The sequence below is a fragment of the Nocardiopsis sp. NPDC057823 genome (assembly GCF_042797335.1).
Lineage (GTDB): Bacteria > Actinomycetota > Actinomycetes > Streptosporangiales > Streptosporangiaceae > Nocardiopsis > Nocardiopsis changdeensis.
In genome coordinates this window covers 50,702-63,217 of record NZ_JBHVLR010000021.1, presented here as the reverse complement: position 1 = coordinate 63,217, position 12,516 = coordinate 50,702, and the positions used below count along the sequence as shown (strand labels likewise).

Below are 12,516 nucleotides of genomic sequence, written 5' to 3'. Positions count from 1 at the left end.
AGAGGGAGGGACGCGGACATGGATCTGGGACTGTCGGGCGCCAAGGTCTTGGTGACGGGGGCCAGCCGGGGGATCGGCCGGGCCATCGCCGAGGTGTTCGCGGACGAGGGCGCCGACCTGGCGCTGTGCGCCCGGGACGGGGTGCCCCTGGCGGAGGCGGCGGGGGAGCTGAGCTCCAAGGGCGTCAAGGTGTACGCCCTGCCCCTGGACGTCCGCGACCACGACGCGCTGACCGCCTTCGTGGCCGACGCGGCCGCCGACCTCGGCGGGCTGGACGTGCTGGTCTCCAACGTCTCCGGCGGCAGCGCGCCCACCCCCGACCAGTGGGAGCGGGCCTTCGACACCGACCTCGTACCGTTCCTGCGGCTGACCGAGGCGGCGGAGCCCCACCTGGCGGCCTCGGCCCGGGGCGGGGCGGCGGTGCTGATCTCCACCACCTCGGCGCTGCACGTCACCCCGCCCGCCGGGGCCCGCTCCTACGGGGCGGTCAAGGCGGCCCTGAACCACCACGCCTCCTCCCTGGCCCGCGCCTGGGCGCCGCAGAGGGTGCGGGTCAACACCGTCTCGCCGGGGCCGATCGAGTTCCCCGGCGGCGGCTGGGCCCGCCGCCGGGAGGAGGACCCGGACTTCTACGAGGGCATCCGCTCGCGCATCCCCTTCGGGCGGCTGGGCCGCCCGGAGGAGGTGGCCCGCGCGGTCGCCTTCCTCGCGTCGCCGGCGGCGGCCTTCGTCACCGGCCAGAACCTCGTCGTGGACGGCGGCTTCCTGGACCGGGTCTGACCCCGCCCCGCAGGAGGGGCGCCAGGCCCCGCACGGCCAGGACCGCGCCCAGCAGGCCCCCGGCCGCCACGGCCAGGGTGAGGTCGGGGATCCACAGCAGCGAGCTGCGCGGCCCGAGGTAGGAGAGCAGCGCGGCCGAGGCGACGGCGGCGAGCACGCCGACGGCGCCCAGGGCGGTGCGGGTCCGGCCCCGGCCCGGCCGCACGGCCGCCGCGCCCAGCCCCAGGGCCGCGGCGGTCGCGCCCCAGGCCGCGGCCGGGGGGATCCACGCGGCGGCGGGCTCCTCCACCGGGGTGCCCGAGAGCATCCGGGCCAGGTCGAAGGCGATCCGCTGGATCTCCCCGTCGGCGGCGATCGCGTAGGCGTTCTGGGCGGCCACCACCGCACGGTCGCGTTCGGGCAGCAGCACCACGATCGCGGCGTACCCCGGGGTGGCCCCGCCGTGGAACACGACCGGCTCCCCGGTGCCCGACAGCTCGGTCTCCCGCCAGCTCAGCCCGTAGGTCTGCGCCGACCCGGGCACCGGGACGACGCCCTCGCGCATCCCCGCCAGGGTCTGCGCGTCCAGCAGCGGCGGATCGGGGTCCAGCTGGAGGCGGGCGAACGCGGCGAGGTCGTCCAGTGTCCCGCCGAGGTAGCCGAAGGCGACGCCCTCGTCGTCCACCTTCCCGGCGTCGGCGCCCGCCACCGGCGCGCCCCACAGGAAGCGGTGGCCGGGGGTGAGCCCGGCGGCCCGGGCCTCCTCCGCGTCGGTGAACGCGCCGTCCATCCCGGCGGGCTCCAGCACCGCCTCCCGCAGGTGGCCGTGCAGGTCCCCGGTGACCTCCTCGATCACGGCGCCGAGCAGCAGGTGGTTGGCGCTGGAGTAGGCGTGCGTGCCGGGCTCCGCGGCCGCGACCCCGGCCAGGTGCTCCACCCGCTCGTCGAGGCCCATCGCGTCCGGCCCGTAGTGGTCCGCCACCGCGAAGGCGGCGCGTTCGGGGATCCCGGAGGTGTGCGTCATCAGGTGGCGGACGGTGATGTCGCGCCCCTCGAAGGCGGGCAGGTGGTCGCCCACCGGCGCGTCGGGGTCCAGCCTCCCCTCCTCGGCCAGGACGAGGGCGGCGGTGGCCGTGACGGGTTTGGCGACCGACCCCCACAGGAAGGCGGTATCGGCGTCCACCGGTTCCCCGGCGCCGTCGACGCCGGTGTGGAAGGCGTGCTCCACGCCCCCGGGTCCGACCACGGCGTAGGCCAGCCCGGGGACGCCGACCGCGGCGGCGTGCGCCTCGGCGCGGGCGTCCATGGCCCCGGTGTCCGCGGCCTCGGCGGGTGGAAGGGGGGTCAGTGTGAGCAGCAGGGCGAGGGGGAGGCGCATCGGCGTCCTTTCGATAACCGTATGAGCATATTGTTATAGCCGTATGCTGATACGGTCAACCCGTGCCACGAACCGCAGACCACGACCAGCGCCGTGCCCAGATCGCGGACGCCGTGACCGACCTCATCGCCTCCGGCGGCCTGGCGGCGGTCACCGTCGCCCGCACCGCCGACCGTGCGGGCATCTCCGTCGGCCTGGTCCAGCACTACTTCCCGGCCAAGGACGACATGCTCCTGCACGCCTTCGAGCGGGTGGGCGCCGCCGTCGCCGCCCGGGTCGCGGACGTGATCGCGGGGGGCGTCCGGCACGAGCGCTCCATCGCCGACGTCCTGGCCGCAGCCCTGGCCGAGTACCTGCCCCTGGACGGGCGCCGCCGGGCCGAGTTCCGCGTCACCCGTACCTTCGCGGGCCGCGCCCTGGAGAACCCCCGCCTGGCCGAGGTGGACGCCCGCACCGCCGCCACCATGCGCGCCGAGATCGCCCGCGCGGTCACCAACGGCTTCGAGTGCGGCGAGGTCGACCCCGCCGCCGACCCCGCCCTGGCCGCCGCCCGCCTGGCCGCCGCGACCGAGGGCCTGGCGACCGCCCTGTACCGCGACCCCGGCGAGCGGGACCGCGCCCTGGCCGTCCTGCGCGCCGAGATCGACGCGGTCTTCACCGGGGAGTGCCGCCAGTACACCGGCTGACCGCGCCCGGACCCCTCTCACCCGATTCCAACCCCGGTCCGCACCCGCCCTCCCACCGGCGAAGGCGCACCCGCCGGCACCGGGGCCTCATCCCAGCGGCAGCAGCACCGTGAACACCGTGCCGCCCTCCGGCCCGGAGTCCGCCGTCACCACCCCCTGGTGCGCCCCCACCAGGGCCGCCACGATCGCCAGCCCCAGTCCGGCGCCCGGTCCGCGCGGCCCCGGCGCCCGGTAGAACCGGTCGAACACGAACGGCAGGTCCGCCGCGGCGATCCCCGGCCCCTCGTCGGCGACGGTCACGACCGCCACCTCGGCCACCTCCGGCGGCAGCCCCCCGGCCCGCGCCGGGGCGCCGCCCTCCGGCACCGGTCCCCGGTCCACCCGCACCAGCACCGGCGTCCCCTCCGGGGTATGGGCGACCGCGTTGCCCACCAGGTTCTCCAGCACCTGGCGCAGCCTGCCCGGATCGCCCACGGCCCGTACCGGCGCGGCCGCCTCGACCCGCACCGACGCCCGGGGCGCCCGGGCCGACACGGCCGCGGCGACCTCCCGGGCGATCGCCCCCAGCTCCACGTCGGCCCGTTCCAGGGCGGGCTCCTCGTCGAACCGGGACAGCACCAGGAGGTCGTCCACCAGCGAGCCCATCCGCTCGGCCTCGCCCTCGATCCGCGCCACCCAGCCGTCGCCGCGCTCGTCCCCGGCCACCACACCCCGGTCGCGCCCCTGGCGGTACAGCTCGGCGAACCCCCGGATCGACGACAGCGGTGTGCGCAGCTCGTGGGAGGCGTCCGCGACGAACCGCCGGGTGGTGGCCGCCGACCGGTCGCGCTCGGCCAGCGCCCGGGACAGCTCGCCCAGCATCGTGTTCAGCGCCTCGCCCACCCGGTCCACCTCCGCGGCCGCGCCGTCGCGGGGCACCCGCCGGTCCAGGTCGCCCCCGGCGATCGCCCGGGCGGTCTCCTCCATCTCCCGCAGAGGCCGCAGCCTGCGGTGCACCACCGCGGTCGCGCCGGCCCCCAGTGCGGCCAGGATGACCGCGCCGACCGACACCTCGATGAGCACCAGGGTGCGCACGGTGGTGCCGACGCCGCCGAGCGACTGCGCCACCACCGCCGCGCCGCCGTCCTCCCGCGCGGTGGCCAGCACCCGCCAGTCGTCCCCGCCGCCGGTGTCGGGCAGTGTGAAGGGGACGCCCGCGCGCTCGCGCAGCCCCTCGGCGCCCACCACGGACACGTCGGGCAGCCCCTCGTCCCCGGAGCTCTGCCCGCTGCTCCGTGTCACCTCGCCGTCGGCGGACACCGACAGCGACCGCAGGTCGGTGGGCAGCGGCGGCGGCCGGTGCCCGGCCTCCTCCGGCGGGAACCCATCGGAGCGCGGGGGCGCCTCGGCGGCGGCCAGCCCGCGCAGGCGGTGGTCCACCTCCTGGACGAGTGCCCGGTGCAGCAGCAGGACCCCGGCGGCCCCCGACACCACCAGCCCCAGGGCGACCAGGGCCAGCACCGCCAGCGTGATCCCGCCGCGCAGCGACCGCGGCCGCCTCACCGTTCGGCCCGGGGCGGGCGGAGCCCGTAGCCGACCCCGCGCACCGTCCGGATCAGCGGCGGCCGGTCCCGGTCGATCTTGCGCCTCAGGTAGCTGATGTAGGTCTCCACCACCCGCACGTCGTCGCTCTGGCCGCCCCACACCCGGTCCAGGATCTGCGTCTTGGTCAGCACCCGGCCCGCGTTGGCCAGCAGGTAGCGCAGCAGCGCGAACTCGGTGGGGGACAGGTCGATCGGCACCCCGCCGCGCCGCACCTCGTGGGCGTCCTCGTCCAGCTCCAGGTCGCCGTAGCGCAGCGGCTCCCCGGCCGCCTCGGCGCCCGACCGGCGCAGCACCGCCCGCAGCCGCAGGACGACCTCCTCCAGGCTGAACGGCTTGGTGATGTAGTCGTCGGCCCCCGCCCGCAGACCCGAGATCCGGTCCCCGACCGTGTCCCGCGCGGTCAGGAACAGCAGCGGCAGCCCGGGGACCCGGGCCCGCAGGTCCCCGACCAGGTCCAGGCCGCTGCGTCCGGGCAGGGTCACGTCCACCAGCGCGATGTCGGGCGCGAACCCGGACAGGGCCGCCAGCGCGCCCTCGGCGTCGGGCGCGCCCCGCGTGGTGAAGCCGCTCAGCTCCAGGGACGCCGTGAGCAGCTCCAGGATGTTGGGTTCGTCCTCCACGATGAGGACCCGGGGCCCCTCGGCCCCGGCAGGGGAATGCGCCATCGACTGCTCCCGTCTTCGCCCGCCGCCGTGCGGCAGGTTACGCCGTCCGGGTGAGAGACCGGTGAGAGCGCGCCGCACGGCTCTGGCACTCTGGAGTCCGGCGCGCAGGCACGGTGACGAGGGGTGTGGACCATGGCGGAGTTGAACGAGATCCCGGTGACGCTGATCGACGGGCGCGAGACGACCTTCGGGGAGTGGGCGGACAAGGTCCGCCTGGTGGTGAACGTGGCCTCCCGCTGCGGGCTCACCCCGCAGTACGGCGCGCTGGAGGAGCTGCAGAAGACCTACGGCGACCGCGGGTTCACGGTGCTGGGCTTCCCCAGCAACCAGTTCCTCCAGGAGTTCGGCGGCGAGGACAGGATCGCCGAGTACTGCTCCATGACCTGGGGCGTGACCTTCCCGATGATGAGCAAGGTCAAGGTGAACGGCAGGGGGAGGCACCCCCTGTACGCCGAGCTCACCCGCACCCCGGACGCCGGGGGCGACGCGGGGCGGGTCAAGTGGAACTTCGAGAAGTTCCTGGTCCTGCCCGACGGCGCGGTACACCGCTTCCGGCCCTCGACCGTGCCCGACGACCCGGCGATCGTCGCGCTCATCGAGGAGAACCTCCCCCGGGGCTGACCCGGCGCCCCGCCCGGGCCGTTCCCGTTCTTCCCGCGGGTTGGTGACCTTCCCGGTAGGTTGAGAAGGAAATCCCGTTCCGGGCCTCCGGAAAACGGGGAGGGATCGGGTGATTACCCGCCCATGCCCCGTTCCATTTCGCGAAAACGGGGGTGTCCCGGCCATTCGTTCTGTGGTATGAAGCCCCTTTTCTCCGGTGTTGGAGTCGCGCTCTATGATCGAACTGAGTTTATAAGTGCATGTCAGGGCGGTTTCATGTGTTTTGCAGGGATATCTCATGAGATGGTTTAGGATTTTTTCATCTGATCCCCGGTTCCGTTCAAGTCCGCAATCGGCCACCGCATTGTTTTCGCGATGGGCCATTCCTAGAGTGGGCACCGCGTTCGACGCCGCCCACCGGTAAGGCGCCATGAGGTGGTGTGCGTCCGCATTCCCGCCCCTAGGCGAAAGGACGAACCATGCCCACTCTGCAGACGAGGCTCGCCGAACTCGAGGAGGAGTTCGACGCCGCCTTCACCGGCGACGCCTGGACCGAGCAGGCCGCCGACGAGTCCATCCGTGAGATCGGCGGCTCCGACGTCCGCGAGATCACCATGGACCTCGGCACCCTCGGCGGCAGCCGCCCGCGGTCCAACTAGCCGACCCTCCCCGAGTCCCAGGGAACACGCCCGCCGGGCCGGCGCCGCCGGCCCGGCGGGTCCCTCCACCGGTGAAGGACCGACGATGCCTCCAGCCCCCCTGTTCACCCCGCCGAGCGAGCTCCTCTTCGCGCTCGCCGAGGACCTGCCCACCCCGGCGCTGGTCTACGACCTGCCCGGCATCCGCGCGGGCGTGCGCGCCATGGCACGGGACATCGCCCTGATCCCGGACGCCCGGCTCAACCTCGCCCTCAAGGCCTGCCACACCCCCGCCCTGCTCCGCGAGATGGCAGCCCTCGGCCTGGGCTGCGACATCGCCTCGCCCGGCGAACTCGACCTGGCGCTGGCCGCCGGGTTCACCGAGGTCTCCGCCACGGGCCCGGTCTTTGCCGGCGCCGACTTCGACCTCCTGGCCGGACACGGGATCACCTTGGACTGCGACTCGCTCGACCAGCTCGACGACTACGGCGGCCGGCGCCCCGGCACCGAGGTGGGGCTGCGCGTGCGCGTCACCCTGCCGCGTTCCCTGGAGGACACGGCCACCTTCGCCGGGGACAGCCGCTTCGGCGTCGCCCCCGCCGATCCCGGCCTGGGAGAGGTCCTGGAGCGCCACCGGCTGCGGGTCACCCGCCTGCACGTCCACACCGGGCAGATGACCCCCGCCTCCCTGCGGTACAAGGTCCGCTACCTGCTCACCGTGGCGGAGCACCTGCCCGAGGTGCGCGTCATCGACCTCGGCGGCGGGTTCTTCCACCTGTACCGGGACCGGGCACAGGCCGTCGCCGCCCTCACCGACGCCGCCTCCCAGGTCGCCGACTGGCGGGAGCGCACCGGCCGCCCGGTCGCCCTGCGCTTCGAGCCCGGCGGCGCGCTGCTCACCCCCTACGGCTACCTCGTCACCCGGGTGCGGTCGGTGGAGGAGCACCACCCGGTGTTCGGCACCCGCGTCGTCACCCTGGACGCCTCCGCCTGGAACCTCGCCCCCTGGCACAACCGGCCCCAGGTCCTGGCCCTGCACGGGGCCCCGCCCACCGGACCCGCGCTGCTGGCCGGCTGCACCCTCTACGAGAACGACTTCTTCGGCGCCGTCCCCGGCGCGGCCCGCACCGCCCTGGAGGTGCCCCACTGCCGCCGCGGCGACCGCCTGGTCGTCACCGCCACCGGCGCCTACACCATGACCAACGCCCGGTGGTTCAACCGCATCCCACCGCCGCGCGAACACCTCTTCGACGGCGAACGGATGACCGCGGCCGACGCCCTGCCGGCCACCGCCGGGGCCGCCCGGTGAACGACGCCGCGACCGGTCCGGACGAGGACGCCCCCTACGGCGACGACACCCTGCTCGTCACCGACCCCCTGCTGGCCCTGCGGGGGGCACGGAACGGCCGCACCACCGTGTGGCACACCCGCGAGGGGTGGGAGGTGGAGGTCGGCCCCGCCACCGCCGACCTGCTGGCCGCCTTCGCCGTCCCCCGCACCCCCGCCAGCCTGCCCGTCCGCGACGGGGCCGACCGGCCGCGCCTGCGGGCCCTGGTCGGGGCCCTGGGGGAGCGCGGTCTCCTGCGCAGGCACGACCCGGACGGGGTGCCCACCCCCGGCGGTCGCGGCGGGATGTTCGGAGCCCCGGTCCTGAGCCTGGCCGAGGCGCTGCGCGGCGACGCCTGCGACGTCGTCTTCGCCGGGATGCCCTACGACCTGGGCGCCTCCCACCGCCCGGGGAGCCGTTTCGGCCCCGCCGGACTGCGGCGCACCGGCGGAGCCCTGTTCCGCTACCGCGACACCGCCGACGGGCCGCCCGGGGCCGTGGACCCGGTGACCGGACGGCGCGTGCTGGCCGGGGTCCGGCTGGCCGACATCGGCGACGTGACGGCCGCGGTCCACCGTTCCACCGGTCCCACGTGGTCCGCCCTGGAGGACGTCGTCCGCCGCCTCGCCGAGCACGGCCGCCTCCCCGTCGTCCTGGGCGGCGACCACTCGATCACCCTGCCCGTGGTGCGGGGCCTGGCCCGGGCGCACGGCTCCCTCGGGGTGCTGCACATCGACGCGCACGGCGATTACGCCCGCCCGCGCACGGACGACGCGGAACTCCACTGCCACCACGGCAACGTCATGGACTGGGTGGTGGGCGACCCCCGGGTGCCCCGCCTCGCCCAGTTCGGCATCCGCCAGCTGGAGGACCCGCCCGCGCTGCCCGACGACACCCTGCGCCGCTGGCCCGGCACCTCGGCCGTGCGCACCCCGCTCGCCGACATCCTCGCCGAGCTCCCCGAGGACCTGCCCTACCACCTGACCGTCGACGTGGACGCCCTGGACCCGTCGGTGCTCTCCGCCACCGGCACCCCCCTGCCCGGCGGCTTCACCCACGCGGAGCTGACCGGACTCCTGGTCGGCCTGTGCTCGTCGCGGCGCATCGTCGGGATCGACGTGGTGGAGTTCCTGCCGCAGGAGGGGGAGACCGATGGGCTGATCGTCGCGGACCTGCTGCTGCGCGCCCTCGACGCCGCCGTCGGAGCCCGGGGAGGGGACGCGTGACGATCGTGCCGCCCGGCCCGGGCGAGGCGGTCCTGCGCGCCGCCCGCACCACCGACACCCCCGCCCTCCTGTACGACCTGGACGCGGTCACCGCCACCGTCCGGGGACTGCGCGAGGACCTGTCCGTGCTCCCCGACCCGGTCCTGCTCCTCGCCCTCAAGGCCAACCGCTTCCCGCCGCTGCTGCGCCACCTGGCCGGACTGGGCGTGGGCGCCGACGTCGCCTCGCCGGCGGAATGGCGGGCCGCCCGGGACGCGGGCATGGACCCGATCAGCGCCACCGGCCCGGGCCTGACCGGCGCCGAACTGGCGGACATGGCGGCCCGCGGAGCACTGGTCGACGCCGACAACGTCGACCAGCTCCGCGCACTGCTCGCCGCCCGGCCCGCCCCGGCCGAGGTCGGACTGCGCCTGCGCGTCCCGATGGCCGAACAGGACCGCACCGCCGGCCGCCGCGCGAGCCGGTTCGGCGTCGACCCCGCCGACCGCGAACTGCACCGGACCCTGGCGGACGCAGGGGCGCGCGTCGTGCGCCTGCACGTCCACAGCGGCGAGATCGCCACGCCTGACCGGGCCGAGCTGCTGGCCTCGGCGCTGCTCGCCTGTCTGCGCGTCTTCCCCGACGTCCGCGAACTCAACCTGGGCGGCGGGCTCACCGCCCTGTACACCGACCGGGACCGGGCCCGGCAGGCGTGGAAACGCGTCGCCGCGCGGCTCGCCGGGACCCCCGTACGGGTCATCGTCGAACCCGGCATGCTGACCACCGCGCTGGCCGGCTACCTCGTGGTCTCCCTGCGCTCCGTCGGGCGGTTCCCCGGCGGCCCGGGGTACGCCGTGGCCGACGCCTCGGGCTGGAACCTCTTCACCTGGGGGGACCCCCGGGTGGTGGCCCGCCTGCCCGAACGGCCCGGCCCGGCCGGCCCCTACCTGGTCGGCGGGGTGACCTGCTACGAGAACGACGTACTGGCCCGGGAGGTCGCGCTGGCCGACCCCAGGCCCGGCGACCGGCTCGTGTTCAACGCGGCCGGGGCCTACACCGCCGCGATGGCGCGCGACCTGCACGGCTGGGGACCACCGCGCGAGGACGTGGTGGGCACCGGGGAGGGGTGGAGCACATGACCGGGACGACGGAGGCCGTCGGCGGCGCGGGTACCGCGCGGGAGCACGGGGACCCGGAGGTCGCGGCCCTGCTGGCCCTCGCCGACACGCTCTTCCCCCCGGCCGGGGACGGGAGCCGGGAGGAACCGGTGGCGCAGTGGCGCGCCGGCGTCGCCGCCCTGGCCGGGCACCGGGGCCCCGAGGCCGAGGCGGCGCTGGACCGGGCGGAGGCGGGGCTGCGCGCGCTGTGGCTCCGCCACGCCCACGGCTTCACCGACCCGCTGTACAAGTCCCCGCCCCTGGGCACCCCGACGGCCCTGCCGTTCGGCCGCCCCTCCACGCACAGCTACGAGCGCAACATCGAGTGCCACGCGCTGGAGGACCGCCTCGCGGCCCAGGACGGAAGCCTTCCCCGCCACGACGCCGCCCACGTCGTCCACTCCAGCGGTATGGCCGCCATCGCCGGGGTCCTCCAGGGCTACCGGGGCCTCACCCGGCCGACCTCGGACCGCCCGCTGAACCTCCTCATGTGGGGCGCCTACTACGAGACCGGGGTGCTGCTCGACCTGCTCGGCGACGACGGCCTGCGCCGGCGCCGCGCCGCCACCCAGGAGGAGCTGCGCGCGGCACTCGCCGCCGGCGGGGTGGACGTCCTGCTCATCGAGCCCGTCCGCTACGAGTGGGAGCTGGAGGCGCTGGACCTGCCCGCGCTCCTGTCCGCCTGGCGGGCCCGCCCGAGCGGCGGCCCCGGTCTGGTCGTGGTGGACTCCACCCTCGTCTCACCGCTCTGGCCGATGGAGCGGTTCGTCGAGGCGGTCGGCGACCCGGGCGTCCTGGTGGTCGAGGTCCGCTCCGGCCTCAAACTCGACCAGCGCGGGCTCGAACTGGGAAACCTGGGCGTCGCCTCCCTGTACTCCCGCCGGGACGATCCGGTGCTGCCGCCGGCCGGCGACCTGGCCGCCTACCTGCGCAAGATGCGCACCGTCACCGGGACCGGGCTCTCCCTGGAGGCCCTCTCCGTGCTCAGCGCCCCGTTCGTCCTGGACCGGGCGGCCGCCCTCGACCACGCCCGCGCCGTCCTGCGCAACAACGCCCTGGCCGCCCGGCTGCTCGCCGACGCGGCGGGGGAGGGGCGGCTCTTCTCCCGGATCGCCCACCCCGCGCTGTCCTCCGGGGCGGGCGCGCCGTGGGCCCAGGCCCCCTTCGTCGTGTGCCACCTGCGTGAGGACCGGCTCGACCACCACGGGCTCCTGCTCGGCGTGCTGCGCTCCGAGGCGCACCGCCGGGGGCTGCCCTTCTCGCACGGGTCGAGCTTCGGGTTCCGCGCCCACCGCTTCGAGTGCATCGTCCCGTCCCTGAAGGAGGGGCGGGGGCTGTTCAAGGTGGCCATGGGCGCCCGGGCGGGCTGGGGGCGCGCCGCGGTACTGGAACTGCTGCTGGAGGTGGCCGCACACCCCGACGCCGACTCCCTGCGCCGGGCCCACCCCGACGCCGTCCCCGTGGACCTGACCGACCTGGAGTGAAGGAGAACGCGATGACCCTCACCGGCGGGACGACGGACGTCCCTGTCGCCCCCACCCTGCTGGAGGAGGTGCGGGCGGTCCTGGCGGGCACGGTGCCCACGGCCCCGGAGGACCTCACCGGCGCCCGCTCCCGGTACACCGACGCGCCGGTCGACGACCCGGGGCTGCGCGAGCGCCTGGTCGCGGCCGCCGCCCGCCTGCCGGTCACTCCCGACCCCGAGACCCTCCGCGTCCACCGCCACGACGTCGGCGACTTCACCCTGCCGCGCCGGGTCGGCGACACCGTGGCCGGGGCGTGGGCCCTCACCTTCCCCCTGGCGGACTCCGACACCGACGGGGTCACCGCCTGGACGGGCGAGCGCTTCGAGCGCCTGCCGGACCGGGCGGGCACGGGACTGCTCCTGCCGCCGGGGGCGTGGACGTGGGTGAGCCCGGTGCGCGGTGCGCCCCGGTACAGCGTTCTGATGGGAGTGCGATGAAGCCGTTGACCGTGATCCCCGACGTGGTCGCCGACTGCGGGGGGATCGTCGCCCTCGCCCGCCGCTACCGGCACCTGTTCGCCGACCACCCCGACCCCGCGGCCCCGCCGCGGCCCCCGGAAGCCGACCCCTTCGACCCCTACCGGGACTCCGAGTACGAGGACGACGACCGCTACCACGTCCTCCAGTCGGCGCGGATGCCCGACGACCTCCGGGCGGCGATCTTCGCGGCCATCACCCCGGAAGGGACGCCGATGGCCGACTACTACGTACAGGTCAACAGGTACGACCGCGGGGACTACGTGCTGCCGCACCGGGACTCGCTGCAGCAGGGCCTGTACATGCTCACCACCTCGGAGACGGACGGGCTCAACGCCCAGCACGACGCCGGGACCATGGTGTTCGTCCCCGACCGCGCGGGCACCTTCATCGCCCACGACCCGCAGGCCTGGCACTGGGTCGACCCGGTCGCCTCCGAGGAGCGCTACACCCTGGTGACCATCCCCCCGCTGCCGCACCGCGCCGGCGGCCTGCCCGACGAGGCGGTCTAGGGC

General features: G+C 75.6%; 13 protein-coding genes. 10 read left to right on the top strand and 3 right to left on the bottom strand.

The window, feature by feature from the left end:
* The first annotated feature begins 18 nt into the window (after positions 1-18).
* Entirely contained in the window at positions 19-780 is a 762-nt protein-coding gene (locus ACFVNO_RS26550) for an SDR family NAD(P)-dependent oxidoreductase (protein ID WP_378896565.1), read from the top strand.
* On the opposite strand, the gene ACFVNO_RS26545 is transcribed toward ACFVNO_RS26550, so the two are convergent.
* A complete protein-coding gene (locus ACFVNO_RS26545) occupies positions 731-2,137 on the bottom strand; it encodes a serine hydrolase domain-containing protein (protein WP_378896562.1) in 1,407 nt (468 codons plus the stop codon). The two genes, ACFVNO_RS26550 and ACFVNO_RS26545, sit on opposite strands and share 50 nt — an antisense overlap.
* 62 nt (positions 2,138-2,199) lie before the next feature.
* On the opposite strand from ACFVNO_RS26545, the gene ACFVNO_RS26540 reads away from it, so the two are divergent.
* The gene (locus tag ACFVNO_RS26540; protein ID WP_220560325.1) at positions 2,200-2,823 is read left to right on the top strand and encodes a TetR/AcrR family transcriptional regulator; all 624 of its coding nucleotides are present in this window, start codon (positions 2,200-2,202) and stop codon (positions 2,821-2,823) included.
* An 87-nt stretch (positions 2,824-2,910) separates the two neighbouring features.
* On the opposite strand, the gene ACFVNO_RS26535 is transcribed toward ACFVNO_RS26540, so the two are convergent.
* Both ACFVNO_RS26535 and ACFVNO_RS26530 read right to left on the bottom strand, forming a co-directional pair.
* Entirely contained in the window at positions 2,911-4,365 is a 1,455-nt protein-coding gene (locus tag ACFVNO_RS26535; protein ID WP_378896559.1) for a sensor histidine kinase, read from the bottom strand.
* The gene (locus tag ACFVNO_RS26530) at positions 4,362-5,072 is read right to left on the bottom strand and encodes a response regulator transcription factor (RefSeq protein ID WP_378896556.1); all 711 of its coding nucleotides are present in this window, start codon (positions 5,070-5,072) and stop codon (positions 4,362-4,364) included. The genes ACFVNO_RS26535 and ACFVNO_RS26530 overlap by 4 nt, the downstream gene beginning before the upstream one ends.
* A 132-nt stretch (positions 5,073-5,204) precedes the next feature.
* On the opposite strand from ACFVNO_RS26530, the gene ACFVNO_RS26525 reads away from it, so the two are divergent.
* The 8 genes from ACFVNO_RS26525 (at position 5,205) to ACFVNO_RS26490 (ending at position 12,513) form a co-directional block, all read left to right on the top strand.
* Positions 5,205-5,693 (top strand): glutathione peroxidase, encoded by a 489-nt coding sequence (locus ACFVNO_RS26525; RefSeq protein ID WP_220560331.1) that lies wholly within the window; start codon positions 5,205-5,207, stop codon positions 5,691-5,693.
* A gap of 458 nt (positions 5,694-6,151) precedes the next feature.
* A complete protein-coding gene (locus ACFVNO_RS26520; RefSeq protein WP_378896553.1) occupies positions 6,152-6,331 on the top strand; it encodes a hypothetical protein in 180 nt (59 codons plus the stop codon).
* Between the two features lie 85 nt (positions 6,332-6,416).
* Positions 6,417-7,619, top strand: coding sequence for a diaminopimelate decarboxylase family protein (locus tag ACFVNO_RS26515; protein ID WP_378896550.1), 1,203 nt, complete (start codon positions 6,417-6,419; stop codon positions 7,617-7,619).
* Positions 7,616-8,863, top strand: a complete 1,248-nt coding sequence (locus ACFVNO_RS26510) for an arginase family protein (protein WP_378896547.1) — start codon at positions 7,616-7,618, stop codon at positions 8,861-8,863. Before ACFVNO_RS26515 ends, ACFVNO_RS26510 begins: the two co-directional genes overlap by 4 nt.
* On the top strand, positions 8,860-9,981 hold the full coding sequence (locus tag ACFVNO_RS26505; protein ID WP_378896544.1) for a hypothetical protein: 1,122 nt from the start codon (positions 8,860-8,862) through the stop codon (positions 9,979-9,981). Before ACFVNO_RS26510 ends, ACFVNO_RS26505 begins: the two co-directional genes overlap by 4 nt.
* Entirely contained in the window at positions 9,978-11,483 is a 1,506-nt protein-coding gene (locus ACFVNO_RS26500) for a hypothetical protein (RefSeq protein WP_378896542.1), read from the top strand. Before ACFVNO_RS26505 ends, ACFVNO_RS26500 begins: the two co-directional genes overlap by 4 nt.
* Positions 11,484-11,494: 11 nt before the next feature.
* Positions 11,495-11,962: a hypothetical protein gene (locus ACFVNO_RS26495; RefSeq protein WP_378896539.1), complete on the top strand. Its 468-nt coding sequence runs from the start codon at positions 11,495-11,497 to the stop codon at positions 11,960-11,962.
* The gene (locus tag ACFVNO_RS26490) at positions 11,959-12,513 is read left to right on the top strand and encodes a hypothetical protein (protein ID WP_378896536.1); all 555 of its coding nucleotides are present in this window, start codon (positions 11,959-11,961) and stop codon (positions 12,511-12,513) included. The genes ACFVNO_RS26495 and ACFVNO_RS26490 overlap by 4 nt, the downstream gene beginning before the upstream one ends.
* Positions 12,514-12,516 lie beyond the last annotated feature (3 nt).

Coding starts and splice junctions, on each gene's coding strand:
- ACFVNO_RS26520 (WP_378896553.1), top strand. CDS start 6,152: ATGCCCACTCTGCAGACGAGGCTCGCCGAACTCGAGGAGGAGTTCGAC.
- ACFVNO_RS26530 (WP_378896556.1), bottom strand. CDS start 5,072: ATGGCGCATTCCCCTGCCGGGGCCGAGGGGCCCCGGGTCCTCATCGTG.
- ACFVNO_RS26550 (WP_378896565.1), top strand. CDS start 19: ATGGATCTGGGACTGTCGGGCGCCAAGGTCTTGGTGACGGGGGCCAGC.
- ACFVNO_RS26525 (WP_220560331.1), top strand. CDS start 5,205: ATGGCGGAGTTGAACGAGATCCCGGTGACGCTGATCGACGGGCGCGAG.
- ACFVNO_RS26545 (WP_378896562.1), bottom strand. CDS start 2,137: ATGCGCCTCCCCCTCGCCCTGCTGCTCACACTGACCCCCCTTCCACCC.
- ACFVNO_RS26500 (WP_378896542.1), top strand. CDS start 9,978: ATGACCGGGACGACGGAGGCCGTCGGCGGCGCGGGTACCGCGCGGGAG.
- ACFVNO_RS26495 (WP_378896539.1), top strand. CDS start 11,495: ATGACCCTCACCGGCGGGACGACGGACGTCCCTGTCGCCCCCACCCTG.
- ACFVNO_RS26490 (WP_378896536.1), top strand. CDS start 11,959: ATGAAGCCGTTGACCGTGATCCCCGACGTGGTCGCCGACTGCGGGGGG.
- ACFVNO_RS26515 (WP_378896550.1), top strand. CDS start 6,417: ATGCCTCCAGCCCCCCTGTTCACCCCGCCGAGCGAGCTCCTCTTCGCG.